18 protein-coding genes and 1 tRNA gene are annotated in these 20374 nt (G+C 64.3%); 10 read left to right on the top strand and 9 right to left on the bottom strand.

Annotated features, from left to right (window positions below; genetic code table 11):
* Nucleotides 1-121 precede the first annotated feature (121 nt).
* The 5 genes from Har1131_RS11385 to Har1131_RS11370 are packed head-to-tail and all read left to right on the top strand — an operon-like array spanning nucleotide 122 to nucleotide 5868.
* Nucleotides 122-1288, top strand: coding sequence for a branched-chain amino acid ABC transporter permease (locus Har1131_RS11385; RefSeq protein WP_146417327.1), 1167 nt, complete (start codon nucleotides 122-124; stop codon nucleotides 1286-1288).
* Nucleotides 1285-1437: a hypothetical protein gene (locus tag Har1131_RS21765; protein WP_186764073.1), complete on the top strand. Its 153-nt coding sequence runs from the start codon at nucleotides 1285-1287 to the stop codon at nucleotides 1435-1437. The genes Har1131_RS11385 and Har1131_RS21765 overlap by 4 nt, the downstream gene beginning before the upstream one ends.
* Nucleotides 1434-2288 (top strand): alpha/beta fold hydrolase, encoded by an 855-nt coding sequence (locus Har1131_RS11380; RefSeq protein WP_080510065.1) that lies wholly within the window; start codon nucleotides 1434-1436, stop codon nucleotides 2286-2288. The genes Har1131_RS21765 and Har1131_RS11380 overlap by 4 nt, the downstream gene beginning before the upstream one ends.
* Nucleotides 2281-3942: an AMP-binding protein gene (locus Har1131_RS11375; protein ID WP_050037891.1), complete on the top strand. Its 1662-nt coding sequence runs from the start codon at nucleotides 2281-2283 to the stop codon at nucleotides 3940-3942. Before Har1131_RS11380 ends, Har1131_RS11375 begins: the two co-directional genes overlap by 8 nt.
* A 54-nt stretch (nucleotides 3943-3996) precedes the next feature.
* Nucleotides 3997-5868, top strand: coding sequence for a PAS domain S-box protein (locus Har1131_RS11370; protein ID WP_151103283.1), 1872 nt, complete (start codon nucleotides 3997-3999; stop codon nucleotides 5866-5868).
* Between the two features lie 78 nt (nucleotides 5869-5946).
* Here Har1131_RS11370 and Har1131_RS11365 read toward each other — a convergent pair whose 3' ends face one another.
* The 3 genes from Har1131_RS11365 to Har1131_RS11355 all read right to left on the bottom strand — a co-directional run bounded on the left by Har1131_RS11365 (nucleotide 5947) and on the right by Har1131_RS11355 (nucleotide 8661).
* The gene (locus tag Har1131_RS11365; RefSeq protein WP_014040150.1) at nucleotides 5947-7197 is read right to left on the bottom strand and encodes a mandelate racemase/muconate lactonizing enzyme family protein; all 1251 of its coding nucleotides are present in this window, start codon (nucleotides 7195-7197) and stop codon (nucleotides 5947-5949) included.
* Between the two features lie 212 nt (nucleotides 7198-7409).
* Nucleotides 7410-7480, bottom strand: a tRNA-Pro gene (locus tag Har1131_RS11360).
* Between the two features lie 95 nt (nucleotides 7481-7575).
* Nucleotides 7576-8661: a nitrous oxide reductase family maturation protein NosD gene (locus Har1131_RS11355; protein WP_151103289.1), complete on the bottom strand. Its 1086-nt coding sequence runs from the start codon at nucleotides 8659-8661 to the stop codon at nucleotides 7576-7578.
* Between the two features lie 108 nt (nucleotides 8662-8769).
* On the opposite strand from Har1131_RS11355, the gene Har1131_RS11350 reads away from it, so the two are divergent.
* Nucleotides 8770-10104, top strand: coding sequence for a DEAD/DEAH box helicase (locus Har1131_RS11350; RefSeq protein ID WP_064288200.1), 1335 nt, complete (start codon nucleotides 8770-8772; stop codon nucleotides 10102-10104).
* Between the two features lie 90 nt (nucleotides 10105-10194).
* Nucleotides 10195-11772, top strand: coding sequence for a DUF790 family protein (locus Har1131_RS11345; RefSeq protein ID WP_151146466.1), 1578 nt, complete (start codon nucleotides 10195-10197; stop codon nucleotides 11770-11772).
* Nucleotides 11773-11851: 79 nt separating this feature from the next.
* Here the strand turns inward: Har1131_RS11345 and Har1131_RS11340 are convergent, their stop codons facing one another.
* The 4 genes from Har1131_RS11340 to Har1131_RS11325 form a co-directional block, all read right to left on the bottom strand.
* A complete protein-coding gene (locus Har1131_RS11340; protein ID WP_151146463.1) occupies nucleotides 11852-13075 on the bottom strand; it encodes a nucleotidyltransferase family protein in 1224 nt (407 codons plus the stop codon).
* The gene (locus tag Har1131_RS11335; RefSeq protein WP_151146460.1) at nucleotides 13069-13983 is read right to left on the bottom strand and encodes a hypothetical protein; all 915 of its coding nucleotides are present in this window, start codon (nucleotides 13981-13983) and stop codon (nucleotides 13069-13071) included. Before Har1131_RS11335 ends, Har1131_RS11340 begins: the two co-directional genes overlap by 7 nt.
* Nucleotides 13984-14407: 424 nt before the next feature.
* Nucleotides 14408-14845, bottom strand: a complete 438-nt coding sequence (locus Har1131_RS11330; RefSeq protein WP_023843230.1) for a lasso peptide biosynthesis B2 protein — start codon at nucleotides 14843-14845, stop codon at nucleotides 14408-14410.
* Nucleotides 14826-15122, bottom strand: coding sequence for a PqqD family peptide modification chaperone (locus Har1131_RS11325; protein WP_023843231.1), 297 nt, complete (start codon nucleotides 15120-15122; stop codon nucleotides 14826-14828). The genes Har1131_RS11330 and Har1131_RS11325 overlap by 20 nt, the downstream gene beginning before the upstream one ends.
* A 150-nt stretch (nucleotides 15123-15272) precedes the next feature.
* Here Har1131_RS11325 and Har1131_RS11320 point away from each other — a divergent pair, with 150 nt between their 5' ends.
* Entirely contained in the window at nucleotides 15273-17081 is a 1809-nt protein-coding gene (locus Har1131_RS11320; RefSeq protein WP_014040157.1) for an ABC transporter ATP-binding protein, read from the top strand.
* A 31-nt stretch (nucleotides 17082-17112) separates the two neighbouring features.
* Here the strand turns inward: Har1131_RS11320 and Har1131_RS11315 are convergent, their stop codons facing one another.
* Nucleotides 17113-17613: a hypothetical protein gene (locus Har1131_RS11315; RefSeq protein ID WP_014040158.1), complete on the bottom strand. Its 501-nt coding sequence runs from the start codon at nucleotides 17611-17613 to the stop codon at nucleotides 17113-17115.
* A complete protein-coding gene (locus Har1131_RS11310; RefSeq protein WP_014040159.1) occupies nucleotides 17610-18521 on the bottom strand; it encodes an RsmB/NOP family class I SAM-dependent RNA methyltransferase in 912 nt (303 codons plus the stop codon). The genes Har1131_RS11315 and Har1131_RS11310 overlap by 4 nt, the downstream gene beginning before the upstream one ends.
* 51 nt (nucleotides 18522-18572) lie before the next feature.
* On the opposite strand from Har1131_RS11310, the gene Har1131_RS11305 reads away from it, so the two are divergent.
* Both Har1131_RS11305 and sppA read left to right on the top strand, forming a co-directional pair.
* Complete coding sequence (locus Har1131_RS11305) at nucleotides 18573-19346, top strand: proteasome assembly chaperone family protein (protein WP_079980829.1); 774 nt, start codon at nucleotides 18573-18575, stop codon at nucleotides 19344-19346.
* Entirely contained in the window at nucleotides 19346-20341 is a 996-nt protein-coding gene (sppA, locus tag Har1131_RS11300; RefSeq protein WP_050037941.1) for a signal peptide peptidase SppA, read from the top strand. The genes Har1131_RS11305 and sppA overlap by 1 nt, the downstream gene beginning before the upstream one ends.
* The last annotated feature ends 33 nt before the right edge of the window (nucleotides 20342-20374 follow it).

The raw sequence follows: 20374 nt of genomic DNA, 5'->3' as shown, positions 1-20374 counted from the left end.
CGCCGAGGCGGCGTCCGAGCCACAGACCCCCACGACTGTTGAGACGGGCTGGCCCCGCGAGTACCTGCGGGACCACACCGCTCACATCCTCGTTATCGCCCTGCTGGCGCTGTACCCGCCGGTGTATCACACGCTGTTGAACTCGCCTGTCGGTGCCGAGACGCAGATGCTACTGCCGACCGTAGAGACGATGGTCGGCGTCCTCTATTTCGGCCTCTTTGCTATCTCCTTTGACTTCATCAGCGGCTACACCGGCTACCTCTCGTTTGGCCACGCGGTGTTCTACGGCACCGGCGCGTACACCGTCATCCTCATTGCTAACGGGAAGCTGCCGTTGCTTGGCCCCGGGACGCCGTTCATGCTGTCCCTGCTGGTCGGCGGTCTCATCGCCGTCGTGCTGGCGATGCTCGTCGGCCTCGTCTCGTTCCGCCTCTCTGGTGTCTACTTCGCGATGATTACGCTCGGCTTCGCGCAGGTGTTCTACGTGTTCGTCCGCGGCTGGGACTACGTGGCGACCAACCCCCGGGACGGCCCCGCGGTCGGGCCGAGCCACGCCGAAGGCTTCCAGATTGGGGTTCCCGGCATTGACCAGCTATCCCTGTCAATCGGCGTACTCACCGGCGACGAGGTGGCCCTGCTTGGGTCGACGCTGTCCGGGACGGAAGTGTCCTACTACATGATCGGCCTCGTCGTCCTCGCATGCTACTTCGCCATGCAGCGAATAATCCACTCCCCGTTCGGGCGGGTGCTGATTGCCATCCGGGAAAACGAGGAGCGCGCTATCGCCATCGGCTACAACACCTACCTCTACAAGCTCGGAGCCTTCGCCATCAGCGGCTTCTTCGCCGCCGTCGCCGGCGGACTGTTCGCCGGCTTCAAGCGGTCGGCCAGCCCGGAGAACTCCTTTTACTTCCTGGTGACCGGCGACGCCCTGCTGGCGAGTATCATCGGCGGCTTCGGGACGCTTGCCGGTTCGCTGTACGGGCATCTATTCGACGAGACCGTCCGAGAGTTCCTCTCGAAGGCCGGGCAGGGTGGCGGCCTGTTGCCCTATCTCCGCGCCCTGCTGGGCCAGGAAACGCTGGACGCGACGCTGGTCGGCGAGACGACCATCGGCGGCCTCATCGACCTGCTGTTGAACGGCCACGCGAGTCTCTACGTGGGTCTCGTGTTCGTGCTGTTCGTGCTCTACGTCCCCGACGGGCTACTCGGAACGTTACGAGCGCGTCTCGGCGGGACGTTCGCCGAGGCGCTGCCGGAGAAACTCTGGGGTGATTCCGACCAATGAAATCTGTGCAAACGACCATCGAACGGCCGTCCCGAATCACGACTTGGGCGTGGGGCGGCCGCTTCCGACCCGGCTACCCCACGGCGGTGCATCGCCAGCGAAACGACACGCAGTGTGACAAATCGAACGCAGAGCCAGCAGAGCAATGACCGCGGAACCGGACCACTTGAAGGATATCCAACCAGAACCTGCCAGTATGCAATACGCGACTAACGACGGCGTCTCGCTCGCCTACGAGCACGAGGGGCCGTCAGACGCCGAGACTGTGGTCTTCGTCGAAGGCATCGGCTACGGCCGCTGGATGTGGCTGTGGCAACAGGAGGCACTCGTCGACGAGTACCAGACCCTCGTATGGGACAACCGCGGCACCGGCGACTCCGAGGAGCCCGACGGGCCCTACACGATGCGCGAGATGGCCAGCGACCTAGAGGCCGTACTCGACGACGCCGGCGTCGAGCAGGCCCACGTCGTCGGGGCCAGTATGGGCGGGATGATCGCCCAGCAGTACGCACTGGAGTACGATCGGGCGCAGTCGCTGACGCTCATGTGTACCTCGCCAGGCGGGCCGGAAGCCAAGGCGGTCCCCGAGGAGACCCAACAGCGGATGTTCAACGTACCCGAGGACCTCGACAAGCGCGAACTCCGGCGGTACAAAATGCAGCCCGCGCTTTCGGATCGGTTCATGGGCACCCACGAAGACCTCATCGAGCGCATCATCGACTGGCGCATCGACAGCGACGCCAGCGACCAAGCCCTCGAATGGCAAGGCGCGGCTGTGCAGGCCCACGATGTGTCGGACCGCCTCCAGCAGATTACGGAGCCGTGCCTGGTCATCCACGGGACCGCTGACGAGGTCGTCCCCTACGAGAACGGGAAACTGCTGGCGCGGGGCTTGCCAAACGCCGACTTCATCACCGTCCACGGCGGTCCGCACCTGTTGTTCATTGAGGAGTACGACCGCGTCAACACACAGATACGGGAGTTCATCGACGATGTCTGAGGGGACGCCACAGGAGTGGGTCGGTGCCTGGAGCGAGCGCCGGGCCGCGCTCACGCCGGACCGCGAGGGATTGGTGGATGCGACCACCGGCGAGCGGTTCACCTACGCCGAACTGGACCGGCGAGCGAACCGGACCGCTCGCCTGCTCCGGCAGTACGGGGTCGGTGCGGACGCCGACGCCGCCCGCACTGCGACGGACGCCACGGCGGCAGCCGGCACCGTCGCCGTCGTCTCGCGGAACCGCCCCGCCGTCGTCGACCTGTTCTTCGCCACGGGCAAGACCGGGAGCCGACTCGCCCCGCTGTCCCATCGGCTCGCGCCCCCTGAACTCGCCGAACTCCTTGACCGCGTGGACCCTGAAATCCTCGTCGTCGAGTCCCCCTTCGCAGAGACTGTCTCGACCGCTCTGGAGACAGCCGACGCGACTGCGCCCGAAATCATCCAGCTCGAAACCACCGACGGCGCGTCCTCGGATTCCACGCTCGACAGCACGCTCTACGCTTCGGCCCTCCCCCAGGATGACGCGCCCGTCGAGACGGCGACTCCCGCCCCCGGCGACACCCACCTCCTCCTCCACACCGGCGGGTCGACGGGGACGCCCAAGGAGACGGAAATCACGCATCGCGGCATCGTCTGGAACTCCCTGAACACGATCACGGCCTGGGGGCTGCGGGCCGACGACGTGACGCCGATGGTGTTCCCGATGTTCCACACCGGGGGCTGGAACGTCCTCACCGTCCCGCTGTGGCATCTGGGCGGAACGGTCGTCATCGCCCGCGAGTTCGACCCCGGCGACGTGCTGGAGACCATCGATACTGAGGGTGGGACCGTCCTCGTCGCCGTCCCCGCAGTGCTGCGAATGATGACGGACCACGACCGCTGGACGGAGACGGACCTCTCGACGCTGCGCTTCGCCAAGTCCGGCGGCGGCCCCTGCCGCAAGAGCGTGATGGAGGCGTGGTGGGACCGCGGTGTCGACCTCTCACAGGGCTACGGCCTCACCGAGTGCGGCCCGAACAACTTCGCGATGCCGGAGGGCTGGCCCCGAAAGAAGGCCGATTCCGTCGGCAAGCCGGCGATGCACGTCGACGCCAGAGTCGTCGAACCCGACGACGGTGACAACGGCGATGGTCCCTCCGACGCGCGAAAGACGGTCGACCCCGGCACCGTCGGCGAACTCCAGTTGCGCTCGCCCCACGCCGCGACGGGCTACCTCGACAACCCCGAGGCCACCGCCGAGACGTTCGGCGACGGCTGGGTGTCGACTGGCGACCTCGCCCGCGCCGACGCGGACGGCTACTACTACATCGAGGGTCGAACCAAGCATATGTTCGTCAGCGGCGGCGAGAACGTCTATCCCGCGGAGGTCGAGGACGCTATCGCCGACCATCCGTCGGTCGGTGAAGTCGTCGTGATTCCGGTGCCCGACGACAGGTGGGGCCAGGTCGGCAAGGCCGTCATCGAACCTGCGACCGATAGCACGACAGGCGGGGCCAGCGACCGGTCGCTGACACTCGACGGCCTCCGGACGTTCCTCGACGACCGACTAGCCCGGTACAAACACCCCCGTGAGATTGCGTTCGTCGAGGCGATGCCGACCAGCGGTCCGGACAAGATCGACCGGGGTGCAATCTTGGACCGGTTCGGGGCGTAATCCGTCAATGCAGGCGTATCTTCAAGAGGGGTGATGCAGTTCCACTTACACAAGATGGCTGACACATATGCGACGACGGATTCGATACATGTGTTGCAGGTGGACGACACCCCGCTACTCGACGAGACTGTCGAGTTCCCGGATGGACGAGACCCGGACTCGCTTACCCTGACTACGACTGACCGGGCTGACAGTGCGCTCGAACGTCTCGAAGACAACGCTATCGATGGTATCGTTACCGCGGACGACCTCCCGGACCGGTCCGGCCGTGAATTCGCTGAGATAGTCCGCGAGCGGGATAGCAATGTCCCGGTACTGCTGCTGACCGAGTCGGAATCCGTCGCCAGTGACGCGGTCTCGAACGGAGTCACCGACGTTTTCAGCAGAGACACGGCTCTCGGGCGTGGCGATCTCCTCGCCAATCGGATTCGGCTGCTCGTCGAACACCACCAGTCGACAGAAATCGCTAGCCGGACCAGACGGCGACTCACGGAGCTGGCGGAACAGTCGAACGAACTGCTGTGGGTGTTCTCCGGGGACTGGACCGAGATACAGTTCGTCAATTCGGCATACGAAACGCTCTACGGCCGCTCCGTGGAGTCCCTGCAGGCTGACCCCGCAGAGTTCATGACAGCGATTCACCACACGGACCAGGAGAGAGTCATGCAGGCGATGCAACGCGTGTCAGCCGGCGAATCCGTCGACCTCGAATTCCGTATTACCAAACCAGATGGCGAACAGCGCTGGGTGCGGGCCGAGGCGCAACCGATCGTCGACGACGGCACAGTCACCAGAATCGTCGGGGCCTCGTGCGACATCACCGAGCGGAAGCGACGCGAGTCCGAACGCGTCACGGAACTGGATAGCCCCGACGCGCCGGTCGATGCAGTGCCGGATCTGTTCTATGAACTCGACGAGAACGGCGATCTGGTTCGCTGGAATGATGCACTGGCGGCAGCCACCGAGCACGAAGACGCTGACCTCGAGTCGATGGCTCTGACAGCCCTCTTCGCCCCGTCCGACCGCGAGACGGTTCGTCAAGGTATTGAGACGGCGTTCGAGACCGGTGAGGCGTCGTTCAAAGCCGACCTGCTGACCGCCGACGGAACGACAGTCCCGTACGAATTCACTGGCGGCCGGATAACGGCTGCTGACGGCTCGACGCTCGGCGTGGCCGGTATCGGACGGGAGATCTCTACCCTCGACAGCCGTCAACAGGCTCTCGAACAACAAAACGAGCGCCTCGACGAGTTCGTCAGCGTCGTCAGTCACGACCTCCGGAACCCGCTTGACGTCGCCCGGGGCCAGCTAGAACTCGCACAGATGGAACACGACAGCGAGCATCTCGATGCAGTCGAGCGAGCCCACGACCGTATCGGCCAACTCATCGAGGACCTCCTGTCGCTGGCCCGGAACGGCGAGGCCGCGCTCGACAGCGAGTCAGTGCCGCTCCAGACCGTCGTCGAGCAGTGCTGGCAAACCGTCGAGACCGGCGACGCGACACTGGAGCTACGGACCGCTGCCGTGGTCCGCGCGGCCCCCAGCCGGCTCCGGCAACTGTTCGAGAACCTCATCCGCAACAGTGTGGAACATGGACAAACGCCACACACCGAGAAACAGGGAGACACCGGCGAGCAGCGTGCGACAACCTCGATATCACAGTCGCAGGGAGCGGCCACCGACCTGACGATAACTGTCGGCGAACTGAACGACGGCTTCTACGTCGCGGACGACGGCGTCGGGATTCCGGCCGACGAGCGCGAGGACGTGTTCGAGGGCGGGTACTCGCTGGCTTCGGGTCCCGGGTTCGGCCTCCGAATCGTCGATGAGATCGTCGACACCCACGGCTGGTCGATAACGGTCGCAGAAAGCGACGCCGGCGGTGCTCGCTTCGAGATCACCGGCGTCGAATTCGATGCGGCGTAACTGTGCCGCCGTGATATCGGGTGACCACCACGTCACCCGGTGCCGTCCCAGTCAACACCAACAGATGGGGGGCTGAACTTACGCTTCGTCGAAGACGGTGTCGCCCTCGACGACGTGCTCTTCGACGGCGTCGAGATCGAGCGTCAGACCGAGACCCGGCTCTTCCGGAATCTCGATGTAGCCGTCCTCGATGACGGTCTCCTCGACTAGGTCCTCCCACCAGCCGAGTTCGTAGGAGTGGTACTCGACGGCGAGAGAGTTCGGGACAGACGCCCCGACGTGGGCGCTCGCCATCGTCGCAATCGGCGAGGAGACGTTGTGCATCGCGACCGGGATGTAGTACTGGTTCGCCACATCGGCGACCTTGCGCGTCTCGCGCATCCCGCCGACCTTCGGCATGTCCGGCGCGATCATGTCGACGGCCTGGTTCTCGATGAGCCGCCGCTCCTCGGTGACGCGGTAGCGGTTCTCGCCCACGGTAATCGGCGTGGTCGTGGACTTGGTGACTTCCTCCTGCACTTCGAGATTCTCCGGCGGAACGGGGTCTTCGAGCCACCAGACGTCGTACTCCTCGATGGCGTCGGCGAGGCGCTTCCCGGAGCTGCCCGAGAACGTCCAGTGACAGTCGAAGGCCACGTCGGCCTCGTCTTTGACCTCCTCGGTGACCTTCTCGACGATCTCGGCCTTGTGGCGGATTTCGCCCGGGCGGAGGTGGCGGTTCGCGCGGTCCTTTTCGAGGCCGCTCGGCACGTCGAGATCGAACTTCAACGCGTCGTAGCCCAGTTCGTCGACGACGCGGCGCGCCTCCTCGGCGCAGGCGTCGGCGTCAGCCTCTTCCTCGGTATGGCAGTCGCAGTACACGCGCATCTCGTCGCGGTACTTGCCGCCCAGGAGCTGGTAGGCCGGCACTTCGAGGATCTTGCCCGCGAGGTCGTGCAGTGCGACCTCAATGCCAGCGATGGCCGTCACGGTGACGCCCTCGACGCTCCCCTCGCCGCTCATCTTCTGGATGAGGTGCTCATAGAGGCGGTCGATATCCAGCGGGTTCTCGCCGACGACGAACGGCTTCATCCGCTCGATGAGTTCCGGGACGCCCGCGCCCCAGTATGCCTCGCCCGTACCGACGATGCCTGCGTCGGTGTAGATCCGGACGAGCGTCCACGGGAAGTTCCCGTCGACCATCGTCGTCTGAACGTCTGTGATCTCCACGTCACGGCCGCCACCGCGCTTGGCGGTGACGCCCATTGTCTCCGCAGAGAGCTCCCGCATGGTGTACTCTGCGTTCGGGTCGTGCAGGTCAGCGTAGTCTACGTCGTTTGCCTTTCCCATACCCCTCGCTTGCTATCGGCATTACAAAAGTGTAGAGGAAATCGGTCTCGTTCTGGCAGGGCCGCACAAATCACAATTTGGCTGTCAGCCTTCCTCTGCTTCCGCCTTGGGTGTCTGATTGATGCTTCCGTCAACCACTGTGGCAGCGCAACCCTCGCGGCCCGTATGAAACCGCTGCTGTCCAGTTGTATTCCTTGCACAAAGCCTTGAAGTGGGACCGCCGAGATTCGAACTCAGGTCCGACGGACCCCATCCGCCGAGGATACCGCTACCCCACGGTCCCGCACTCTGGGAGAAGAGGGTGTTTTAATTAAGGGCTTCGCTTTGGTGGCGAGAGTGCCATCCCGTGACGGGGTAGGCAATGCCGGCGTGTCTGCTTCACTCGGCGACTTTGATATCGGGGCTGTCGATGGTGACGTTCTCAAGCGACCAGCCCTCGCTCGCGGAGCGGGCGTCGACACCGATGGCATTCTGCTCGGCGGTCACGGAGACGGTCGATTCAGAGACAGTCCACGACGCGTTGGTCTTGACGGCGTGGATTCCCTGTTGCCGGCTTTCGATGGTCGTATTCTGGATGGTCCACGCGCCGGTCGTTCGAGCGCTGAAGACCCCGATATCCCGGGTTTCGAGGGTGGCATTTTCGAGCGTCCACGCACCGCCCGAGAAAGCGGTCACGAGGCCGGTGTCGCTCCGCCGGACCGTCAGGTCGGCCACCGACCAGTCGCCACCGCTGTCGATAGCTTTGACGCCGGTATCGCTTCGGCGGACCTCCGTGTTCTGGACCGTCCAGTCGCCAGTTGTCCCGGAGGCGTCGACGCCGTCCGCGCCGGACCGGTCGACGACGACCGCTGCGACCGCCCAGTCGCCGGAAGACCTGCGGACGTCGGCGCCGTCGCCGCCGACAGCGACGAAGCGAGTGTCGCGAATCGTCCAGTCGCCGCTGGTCTCGCGGGCGAACACGCCGCTGTAGGTCGTGCTGGCGACGGCGGCGTCCTCGATAGTCCAGTTCCCGGACGAATTCGGCGCGTAGACGCCGACGTCGGCAGCGATAACGGTCGTATTACTGACCGTCCAGTCGCCATTGGTCCCGTTGGCCATGACACCGAAGCGGTAGTTCCGCACGGTAAATCCGGTGACGGTCGGTTCGGCTGGGCCGGCCACCGTAACGCCGGTACCGTTGACGAACCGCGAGCCGTCCAGTATCGCCCGGTCGGGTGCGACGAGGGAGATGTTCTCGTTGATTCGGACTTCTTCGTAGTAGGTGCCCGGCCGGACCTCGACGGTGTCACCGCTATCGGCGGCGTCCACGGCGGCCTGTATCGACCGGTAGTCGGCACTCCCGTCTTTGTCGACGGTTAGTGTCTCCTGTGCCGTCTGTGTTCCTGCTACGCTTGCCGGTACCACGGCGAGGGTCAGCACTGCCGACAGCAAGAGGGCAATTACTGCTGCTCGTGCGTCGTCCATACTAAGAATAGTGGGTGCGAACGGACGTAAACTGTATTGGTATTTTACCCGGTGGTGCCCGCAGCGGCCCGCGAAAGCGTTATCGGCCGGACCGGCGAACCCCGGAGTGTGCTGGAGTTGACGTACGAGTCGGGGACCATCCGCGTGACGGGGGACCCGCCGTCGGACCTGCCCGGCGTCGAGTACGACGAGCGCTCGCAGACAGATCGAGCGCCGGCCTACCGGTACGCCGAACTCCGGGCCGCGCTCGACGAGCGCGGGCTGGCATACGAGGACCACGTCAGTTCGCTCCCGTCGCTGTCGCTCTCGACGACGTACGACCTCAGAGCCTACCAGCAGGCAGCGCTGGACGCTTGGCGAACGACCGGCGATAGAGGCTGTCTGGAACTCCCGACGGGGAGCGGCAAAACCGTCATCGGCATCGCGGCGATGGTCGCGCTGGGGACGCCGACGCTGGTCGTGGTCCCGACTATCGACCTGCTGGAGCAGTGGCAGCGCGAGCTACAGCGGGAGTTCGACCAGCCGGTCGGCCGCATGGGCGGGGGCGAACAGCGCGTCGAGGACATCACGGTGTCGACGTACGACTCGGCGTACCTGCGGGCCGACGAACTCGGGGACCGATTCGGACTCGTGGTCTTCGACGAGGTCCACCACCTCGGCGGGGAGGGGTACCGGGACATCGCTCGGCTGCTCGCCGCGCCGGCACGGCTCGGGCTGACGGCGACGTTCGAGCGCCCGGACGGAGCCCACGAGGTTATCGAGGACCTCGTCGGGCCGCTCGTCCAGCGAGTCAGCGTTGACGACCTGGCGGGCGAGCACCTCGCGGACTACGATATCAAACGAATCGAAGTCGCGCTCACGCCGGACGAGCGGGACCGCTACGAGGAGTCTCAGAGGACGTTCACCGACTACCTGAAGCAGTCCAACATCCAACTCCGGTCCGGCAGCGACTATCAGGAACTCGTGAAGCGGTCCGGCAACGACCCGGCGGCCCGCGAGGCGCTGCTGGCGAAACAGCGCGCCCGCGAGGTGATGATGAACGCTCAGCGGAAGGTCGACCGGCTGGCGACGATTCTGGACCGCCACCGCGAGGACCGCATCATCGTCTTCACCGCCCACACCGACCTCGTGTACCGCCTCTCCGAGCGGTTCCTCATCCCGGCGATAACACACGAGACCGGCGCAAGCGAGCGTCGAGAGATCTTAGAGCGGTTCCGCGACGGGACCTACTCCCGGGTCGTGACGGCGAACGTCCTCGACGAGGGTGTGGACGTACCCGACGCCAACGTCGCCGTCGTCCTCTCGGGCAGCGGCTCCGAGCGGGAGTTTACCCAGCGACTCGGCCGGATTCTGCGGCCAAAAGCCGACGGCGGTCGGGCACTGCTGTACGAACTCGTGACCGAGGAGACCGCGGAAGAGCGCGTCGCCAGGCGACGCAGATAGCGGGCGTCGCAGCGTCGAGGTGCCCCTGAGCGTGCTGAGTGGGTGCCCTGACTCCCCGTGTTTTTGTCGCTCCGTCGCGGAGACGCATCTGTGCTGACGAAAGACCTCCTGCGGGTGTCTCGGGCGGGCGGCGGCTATTACCTGCAGTTCGCCGATGCCGATGTGGAGCGACTGGCGGCCCGCGTGCTCGGTATCTACCAGGGCCACGTCGGTGAATCCCGCGAGACGCTGGAGACGGCGCTCGCGGACGTAGAGCGAGAGGCCGACGATTTCAAACTGGTCCGCGGGCTGGCGAAACTCGTCGAACGGGAGGCTACCTTCGAGACGCAAGCTCCGGTCGACCCCGTTCGCGCCCGTCGTCGGGTGTTCGAAGCCGCCGCGGACGTTGGCGTCGTGACCGAGGCCGAGCGCGAGCGAGCACTCTCCGAGGCGGCCGACCACTTCGGCACGGACGCCGAGACGCTGGCCGACACACTGTACGCCGACCGCGACTCACGACAGATTCTCACCGATGTCGACTCGCGCTGGGGGCCGGCCGAACTGCGGACCCAGTACGACCTCTCGCTGGCGCAAACGGCGCTGTTCGACGCCACCGAGGTACGGGTCCGCTCCTCCGACCCGAAGGCGCTCGTCTCGGCAGTCAAGCGCCTCCGGCTGATGTACGAGATTCGACAGACTGCGAACGGTCGGGAGGTCATCGTCACGGGGCCGGACGCGCTGTTCTCGAATACACGCCGGTACGGCACCCGCTTCGCTCGTCTCCTTCGGACGGTCGCGGCCGCGAGCGAGTGGGAATTGACGGCGACCATCGATGACCGGGGTACCGAGCGGGAACTCACCCTTTCAGATGCGGATGTCTCCGTTCCCGGCGTCGAGCCCGTAACTGAGGTCAGCTACGACAGCGGTGTCGAAGCCGACTTCGCCGGGCGGTTCGCCGCGCTGGACCTCGACTGGGACCTGATCCGGGAACCGGAGCCTCTAGCGGCAGGGGAACACGTCATCATCCCGGATTTCGCCTTCGAGTGGCGACCCGGCGCTGATACCGGCGTTCGGGACACCGGGCGCAGTGGCGGGGGCTCGGACGGGGCTGACGGGGCCGCCAGTGACGCTCCCTTCCGGATTTTCTTCGAAATTATGGGTTTCTGGACGCCGGAGTACGTCGAGAAGAAGCTCGCCCGCCTCGACGCGCTGGCGGACGTGGAGATGCTGGTCGCCGTCGACGAATCGCTCGGTGTCGGGGACGAAATCGAAGCGACGGATAACCGAGCGATTCCGTACGCCGGGACGGTCAGCGTGAAAGACGTGCGGGATGCCCTGCGACCCTACGAGGAGCGGCTGGTGCGCGAGAGCGCCGCGGAGATACCCGATGAACTCCGGCCGGATGCCGACGTTACCTCGCTCGCTGACCTCGCCGCGGAGTACGGCGTCAGCGAGGATGCGCTGGAAGACGTGGCCTATCCGGCCCACGAGCGCGTCGGGCGCACGCTCGTTTCCCCTGCCGTGTTAGACGACCTGGCCGAGGAGATCGAGCCCGGAATGGCGTACGAGGCGGCGAGCGACAGACTGGCAGACTACGGTATCGAGGATGACAGCGCCGCCCTCGCACGCCTTGGCTACCGCGTTGCCTGGGAAGGGCTGGGTGAGGGGACAATCCAGCCACGGGAGTGAGCCGCCTGTGGGATACCGCTGAGAATCAGCCCCCAGATACAGCGAATCGTCGCCGGAACGAAGCGAGCGACTCGGCTGTTCAGGTCGCTTCGTCAAGTGGCTCTTCGGACCGCTGTCGCTGCCACTGTGGCACTTCGAGGAGGAGTCGGAGCGGCCAGATGACGTAGTACAGCGGATGCAGCGGACCGGGGAGCGGGCAAAACTGGTACTCCGAGTAAGTCGGGTGAAGCGACGAATGCAACAGCAGGAGCGGCACCAGCGCAGTTGCCGAATCGCTGGCAGCCAGGTGAAACTGAGCGGCCTCGAACTGCGTGGGTGCCTGTGGCGTCCCAGCGGCCAGCGATTCGACGACGGCCTCGGTTAACTCGGTGACGCGGTCGTCCGTGCGAAGGCGATCCAGTATCGGCGCTGGGAGGGCATACCCGAAGACAGTACGGGCGAGCGCGGCCCCGAGCAGTAGGTTCCGCTGGACGCCAGTTTCCCGCGCCCGAGCGAGGACGTGTGACCAGTCGGCTTCCGTCGACTCCAGCGCCGCAACGAAATCACAGAGCCACTTCAGGAGATACCAGCGGTGCTTGGTTCCGTGGAACGCTAACACGAGTAGCCGGTCTGGCTGTGCAAGCGCCGGAAGCGGTTGGCCGCCGACCGCGACTGTGTCGCGGCGGTCCCAGAGTTCACTGAACGGTGTGGTGAACGGTCGCTCGGCGTCGCCCACGCGCCAGCGGAGTTCCACGTCGAACTCCGGACCTCGCATCTCGTACTCGTGAACGATTGCCTTCGTCACGGGACCGCCCAACAGCGCGGCGTCGTCCAATCGCGGCGTGCCCCCGCGCCACTCGTAGCCTCGCTCTTCCAGAATATCCGCGGCGACGGTGATATCTTCAGGATGGACGAGCAGATCCAGATCGTTGTACTCCCGCACCGTTGCGTCGTCATAGGCGGCGGCGGACAGCGTCGGTCCTTTGAACGGTACCGCGCGTACACCGCGTGTCTCAAAACTCTCGATTATCTCCTGTAGCTCGGTCGTGAACGCGAGATTCCGCATCCGCTTTCCCTGTACTGTGCTGTTAAGTCGTGTCAACACGGACTCTGGCACGGTGAACTCATCACCGCTCTCGCGTGCTATCGGTTCCAGCCCCTGATAGAGGAGTTGCACGACGCCATGATACTGAGCGAGTTCAAGGACGCGGTCCCAGTCTGGCGTGTCATCCAGCGCGGGAAGCTCGGGGGAAGCGTCGGTGACGATTGCGGTACGAACACAGTCGACTACCAATTGGAGCTCGGGTTCAGCCTCCGTTAGCATGGCTCACTCTCGAGATCAGACTGAATCCGGTCTACGACCTCCGGGAGCATATCGAGATCGAACGGCCGGCGGAGCCATTTTATATCTGTCATATCGACGATCTCCCCGCAAGCACTGAAATTGGCCACGGCCTGGCCGTCGGCATCCAGCGCGCCCAGCGTGTACGTGTTATCGACGAGCGCCATGACCTGTTCGTCCGGCCTGACTGAGTCCACCCCGATAGATTCACCGTCTTCGAGCAGATAGATGCGTTCTAGCGGCACCGGAGTCGCGGGCTGGTCGTGTCTGAGCCCGTAGAAGTGTCGCGGGCGCCCGCTGTGGACCTGTTCCGGCGGCTCGACCGGGGGGTCAAACGCCGCAACTGCCTCCGGGTCGAGTTTCATCGATGGGTAGCCGCTCCGAACGACTGGTCCCGCATTATCCAGCGTTATCGCAGCCACGTCGTCGCTCAGGACACGGTGCCCGTCAAGCAAACAGGCCATCGCAGTCGTCGTTTTTCCGACCCCGGACTCCCCGACGAACGCCACTGCACGCCCGTCGATGCTGACAGTACTGGCGTGCAGTACGAAGTAGCCCCGCTGGTCCAGCAGGTGGTTCAACGCCGGGCCGACCAGTACGTGGCGGAGGACTTCGCTTGGCACGTCCGAGGCCGGGTCTACAGCGATGGACGTCCCGTCGAGAATTCTGACCGTTGCGGCGTCGTATAGAAGGTAGTATTCGCGCTCGTCTACCGCGTGAAAGGTCGATTCGGAGTCAGCCGACAGTGGGCGAGGGAGCCGTTCTTCAGTGATGGTGACGTCGGCCCGCCCGTCGGGCTCTGTCTCAGCGGGCGGAAGCTCCGGTATGTCGAATGCCGAGCGGACTGTCAGTCCAAAAGCTTCGTACGTGGCTGTGCTTACTGTTGCCATCCTGCTAGGTCCCTCCCTGCGTAGTTGTCCATCGATTCCGTCCGTGCTGAAACACACCCCATCTACGACACCCCTGGTTCATACCAGATCGCTTGACTGCTGTGGTGGATAAGAATGCGCTCTCTACTTCCGACACACAGCCACGAAACCGTCACGACGTAGCCATTGACCGGTGCCAGTGTCGAGGATCAATAAAGGAGGGATCAGTTAGATACGTGAACCGACTGCGGACTTTAACTCCACTTCCCGTATCCGTCGTCGTGGTCCCACCAGTTCGTCTTTTCTTCGACAGTTCCATACGTTTCGACCGACGGCGTTTCGTATTCCTTCATGGGTTACCCCCGCCTCTGGTTTCAGATGTAGGTGTATTTGTTATAGTATCCATTACCGTTGAATTCACACAGAATAGCGTGTTTACTATCCGTTAGCCACGTACTTCGCGTTCCGTGAGTGTGCGGAAGCGCCCGAAGTCGTCGACATCCCCGATAAGGACAGCCCCGTTAGACTCGATCCAAGCGTGAGCCTCGAACGTCTCGGACTGGGTGTCCACGCCGAAGCGGAGACGATGCGGCAGGTTGTTGGCTACCAGCAGTGTGCTACCAGTGAGCGCTCGGTCAAGACAATCGTAGGTACCCGGAAGACGTGATCCCGCTGTCAGAACCGCCCACCGCACTGACTCTGGTGACCCGGACTGACGATGACACGGGAGGTACTGAGAGACTATACCGAAATATCGCTCTGCGTCCTCCAGCCCAGCGACTGCAAGCAATACCTTGCTCGCAACGATCAGTACCACAGCTTCACAGAGCAATAGCTTCTGCGCCCGTGGCAACGCCCTGAACTCACGGAGTCGGGCTCGCATCGATCTTGACGAGTTGCTCCGCGGCAAGCGTTTCCAGGAATCGTTCCACGTCAGTTGCCACTCGGTCTCTGTCGACATCGTACTCCTCGACTAGCGTTGAAACGATAGCCGCTGGTTCCGTCGGTTCCTGGATTCGGTCCCAGATGTCCGGGCCGACGCCCGACAGGCCCTGGTACCGCCCCGTCTCGTTGTTGAGCAGCACGATCTCGCCGTCGATAGTCGTGGTCACACAGTTATCAGTTGCGACGACAGTCGATCCAGAATCTATCGCGACCATATGAGGACTCCAGGGATACTCGCACTATTTGTTATGGCCTCTTTTCGTCGCCGTCACAACCCAGACAGGTGGTAGACGCTCCCTTCGCTCCCGTACTGCCCAACCGTAGTGAGTCGGTAACTATGTTACATAGCACTCGCATCCGGAACAATGACTGATACTCCCTCCGTCAGTGAAAAATACGCATCGCTGCGCCGTGTGGCACTGTATCGTCCGGCGCTGACGGGGAGTATCGTCGCCGCCAGCCTCTTCGTGATGCTGCTGGAGGGCGTTGGCCTCTCGTTCCTGTTTCCCATACTCGACGCTGCACAGGGCGGGCAAGGCCTCCCACTGCAGGCGGACGGCGTCACCGGCCAGTTCCTGTCCGCGTACGCCGCCGCCGGACTGCCGCTCACGCTCGAATCCCTGTTACTCGGTCTCGCGTGCGTGATGGTCGTCCGGTTCACGGCATCGTTTGCGGTGAAGTGGCTCGCGGCGAAGCTTACACAGACGTACGAACGCGATCTCAAGAACAGGGCCTATGAACTGGCGATGGGCGCGTCGGTCGCCTACTACGACGACAAGGGCTCCGACGACATCATGAACACGATTCTGACACAGACCCGGTACGCTGGCCGTGTCATCGGCCGGATTATCCAGTTCTTCCAGCAGGCAATCCTCTGTCTAGTGTATATCGGGATCGCACTCGCTATCGCTCCGGTGCTGGCAGTCGGTGCAGCTGTCGCTCTCGGCGGTGTCACGGCGATCATCAGATACGGCATCGAGCCCGGGTACGCCGTCGGCGACCGTGTGGCGACGGCAAACGAACGGCTGCAGGAGACAACACAGGCGGGGACACAGGGTATCCGTGACGTGAAGCTGTTCGGTATGCGCGACGGACTGCTTGCCGAGTTCCGGGCCACGCTCGACCGATACACCTCGACCAGCATCGCCGTTCGCCGGAACGAGGTCGCAATCGGTAGCTTCTATCGGCTCTCGGTCTCGCTGCTCCTGTTTGGGCTCGTCTACGTCGCAATCAGTTTTCGGGCGCTGTCTATCGCGGAACTCGGCGTGTTCCTGTTCGCGATGCTCCGACTCGCGCCCCGACTGAGTTCGCTCAATTCTACCATCTACGCCGTCGAGGGAGAGCTCCCACATCTGGTTCGCACCCACCAGTTCATCGACCGCCTCGAAACCCAGCAGGAGCCCACTGGCGGGCAGCCAGTCCCGGACTGCATCGAGGAAGTCGCGTTCGAGAACGTCTCGTTCGCCTACGAGGACGAGCCAGTGCTCGCGGACTTCTCGATGGCTGTCGAGCGAGGCGAGTTCGTCGGTATCGTCGGTGAGTCCGGTGGTGGCAAATCGACAGTCGTCTCGCTGCTCACTCGGCTCTATGCGCCGGATAGCGGTGACGTTCTGGCGAACGGGACGCCGATTTCGACCTATGCCCTCGACGAATGGCGTGACGCTGTTGCGATGGTCCGACAGGACCCGCATATCTTCAACGACTCCTTGCGGTACAACCTCACCGTCGGCAGGGATATCTCCGACGAGACGCTGTACGAGGTCGCCGAGAAGGCCCTCGTCCTCGAATTTCTCGATGACCTTCCGCAGGGGCTCGACACGGTGCTGGGCGACGACGGCGTGAAACTCTCCGGCGGGCAACGCCAGCGCGTCGCACTGGCCCGCGCGCTGCTGACGGACGCAGAGATACTCGTACTCGATGAAGCCACCAGCGACCTCGACTCGAACCTGGAACGGCAAATCCATCGAACCGTCGAGACGCTCGACGGGGACCAGACCGTGATCGCAATCGCCCATCGGCTCTCGACCGTCTCTAACGCCGACCGAATCTACACCGTCGAGGACGGGCAGGTCACAGAACGGGGCAGCCACGCCGAACTGCTTGACGACGACGGCACGTACGCGGAGTTGTACGCGATGCAGGGAACGGCAGCCGCACAGTCTTCCAGTGGCTAATGGTTCTCAGTGGGACGGGTGGGTCCTCGGGTTAGACCTCTCGGCGACGTCCTTTCGGCACCTGGGACCTGAGTTCGCCGTACACGTACAGGCCGACGCCGACCGGTTCGGCCTCGCCGGCGAGGTCGTGGGTGACGACGAGATACCCCCAGTCGCCGTCCCAGTCGAGTTCCTGATCCTCGCCCGCGACGAACGCTCGGGCAGTGTCCTCGTCGAGGTGAATGACGTTCTGGCTGGCGTGCTCGCCGAATCGCTGGACGGCCTCCAGCGTCGGCTTCCAGTGTTCCTGGCGCGTCCGCAGGAACGTCATTCCAAGGCCCTCGATGTCGACAGGCGATGGCGGACTCCCCTGATACAGCCACAGTTTGCCAGCGCCGCGTTCCCAGAACGTGTATCCCTCGAAAGTCTCCGGCGGGACGCCGAACCGCTCGGTCCAGAAGTCGAGGACTTCCTCGCGGGTCGCCCGCTCGGGGTCTTCTCGCTCTTCGTCTGTCTCTGGGAGCCGTGTGAACTCCGTGCTCTGGTCGCTCATTCCGCGGGTACCTCCAGTTTCGCACAGAAGAACCCGCCCGTGTCGTTGTGATGCGGGTAGATGCGCTTGGCGTCGGCGACGCTGGGGTCGAATGTCTCGTCCTGCCACTCGGTGATGCCGGGGGCGTGGTCGAGTGGGAGGTCGTAGTCCACAATTTCGCAAGCCGTCTCGCCGAGAACGTAGTCCAGTACGGCCTCGTTTTCCTCCGGGGCGAACGTACAGGTAGAGTAAACGACGGTTCCGCCGGGTTCGGTCACTTCGACGGCTCGCTTGAGAATGCCTTTCTGGACGCCGGAGATGCCTTCGACGTGCGAGAGCGTCCAATCTTCCAGCGTATCGGGGTTCTTGCGAATGGTCCCTTCACAGGAACAGGGGACGTCAACGAGTGCCCGGTCGTATCCCTCGCCGCCGAAGGGCTTGAGCGAGTGGTTGCGCCCGTCCTCGTGGGTGACAGCGACCGTGGTCGCGCCCAGCCGCTCAGTGTTGGTCCGTAGCGCCGAAATCCGTCCGAGGTTGTTGTCGGTCGCGACGACTTCGCCGGTGTCCTCTATCAGCGCGGCGAGCTGGGTCGTCTTGCTCCCCGGTGCCGCACAGGCGTCCCAGACTCGCTCGCCAGGCTGGGGGTCCAGTACGGTCGCCGGAATCACGGACACTTCCTCCTGCCCGTGAATCCAGCCGTGGAAGTACGGCCAGTTCGCGCCGGGGGAGTCCTCGGGCAGGACGAACAGGCCGTCGTGCCAGTCGACGGGTTCGTAGGCGATGTCCGCGTCCGCAAGCGCCGTTCGGACCCTCTCGACGGAAGCTTTGATGGTGTTGACCCTGACAGCCGACGGTAGCGGGCGTTCACATGCGTCGATGAACGCCTCGAAGTCGTCGATGATGGGTCGGTAGCGGTCGAGTGGTTCCATTGTCCGGCGTTCGCTGGCGGTCGGTTTGTGGGTTTCGAACGGCACCGGCCCATGGCTTTCAAGCCGCCGGCGGCCGATACCACAGACATGGCACACATACAGGTCCACCGCGACGACATTTCGCTCGATTCCCCGACACTGGTCGAGGGGCTCCCGGGCGTCGGACTCGTCGGCAAGATAGCCGCCGACCATCTCGTCGACGTCTACGATATGGAGTACTACGCGTCAGCCCACTGCGAGGGACTGCCAGAAATCGCCGTGTACGGGACGGACGATCCGGACGTTCGCCCGCCGGTCCGACTGTACGCGGATGAGGGCCGTGACCTGCTCGTCCTCCAGAGCGATGCCCCGATCTCCCCGTCCGGCGCGAAGGAGTTCGCCGGCTGTATGGTCAGCTGGTTCGAGGCCAACGACGCGACGCCGATCTACCTCAGCGGCCGTCCTGCCGAGAAAGACGGTGTACCGGACGTGTACGGCGTCTCAACCGGCGACGGGGCGGCGATGCTGGAGGAGGCGAACGTGGACTCGCCCTCGGAGAACGGCGCGATCACCGGGCCGACCGGGGCGCTGGTCCACGAATCACAGCGGGTCGGGCTGACGAGCATCGGGCTCATCGTCGAGGCCGATCAGCGCTTTCCTGACCCGGAAGCGGCGCGGGCGCTCCTGCAGACGGCGATAAGCCCGCTGGCCGACTTCGAGGTCGATACCGAGGCACTGGTCGAGCAGGCCGAGGAAATCGGTCGAGCCAAGGCGCAACTCGCACAGCAGCTTCAGGAAAATCAGGAGGAGAGCACGAGCGCACAGCCGCTCGGGATGTATCAGTAATGGCGGGCACAGACGACATCGTTCGTGGGTTACTGGTCGTAATTGTGGTCGGTATCGGCACGGTCCTGGGCTGGGTGCTGTTCGTCAGAACGCCCGACAACCTCGCCCAGTTGCTCGGCGTCCTGCTGGTCGTCGCTGTCGCCGTCGCCACCGCCCGTATCGGCAGCAACATCGCCGGTTCCCTCCTCCCGGCACACAACGTCGCGGAGGTCGCCGTCGAAGGGCCGATCAGCCGTGACGGCGGTGGCGGCATCACCAGTCCACCGGTGGGCGCGTCGGCCGACGACATCGTCGAACAGATAGACCGTGCCGACGCGGACCGGGGCTCAGAGGCGCTGCTCCTGAAACTGAACACGCCGGGCGGCGAAATCGTCCCCAGCGAGGACATCCGCATCGCCGCCGAGGAGTTCGACGGCCCGACCATCGCCTACGCCACGGACGTCTGTGCCAGCGGCGGCTACGACATCGCCGCCGGCTGTGACGAGCTCTGGGCGCGCGAGGGCTCTATCGTCGGCTCGATCGGCGTCGTCGGCTCGCGGGTCAACGCCAAGGAACTGGCCGACCGGCTTGGCCTTTCCTACGAGCAGTTCACCGCCGGCGAGTACAAGGACGCCGGCGTGCCGTTGAAGGAGATGACCGAGGACGAGCGCGAGTACCTCCAGGGTATCGTCGACGACTACTACGACCAGTTCATCGACACCGTTGCCGAGGGCCGCGAGATGGACGCTGAGACGCTCAAAGATACCGAAGCGCGCATCTTCCTCGGCGACGAGGCGGAAGAACGTGGGCTCGTCGACCGGCTCGGCACGCGTGATGACGTCGAGGCGAGCCTGGAGCAACGGCTGGGCGAGGCTGTGACAATCAAGGAGTACGAACCCGAGCGCGGCCTGACCGGCAAACTCCGCGGAGGCGCACAGCAGGTCGCCTTCGCCCTCGGCGCGGGTATCGCCGGCGTCGCCGACGGCGATATCGAGGGCCTCTCCTTCCGGCGATAGCTCGGGAGGTTTTTTATTCGGGGACCGCCTTCG

This window comes from Haloarcula sp. CBA1131 (genome assembly GCF_008728975.1).
Lineage (GTDB): Archaea > Halobacteriota > Halobacteria > Halobacteriales > Haloarculaceae > Haloarcula > Haloarcula hispanica.
This window is presented reverse-complemented; position numbering and strand designations above follow the sequence as displayed.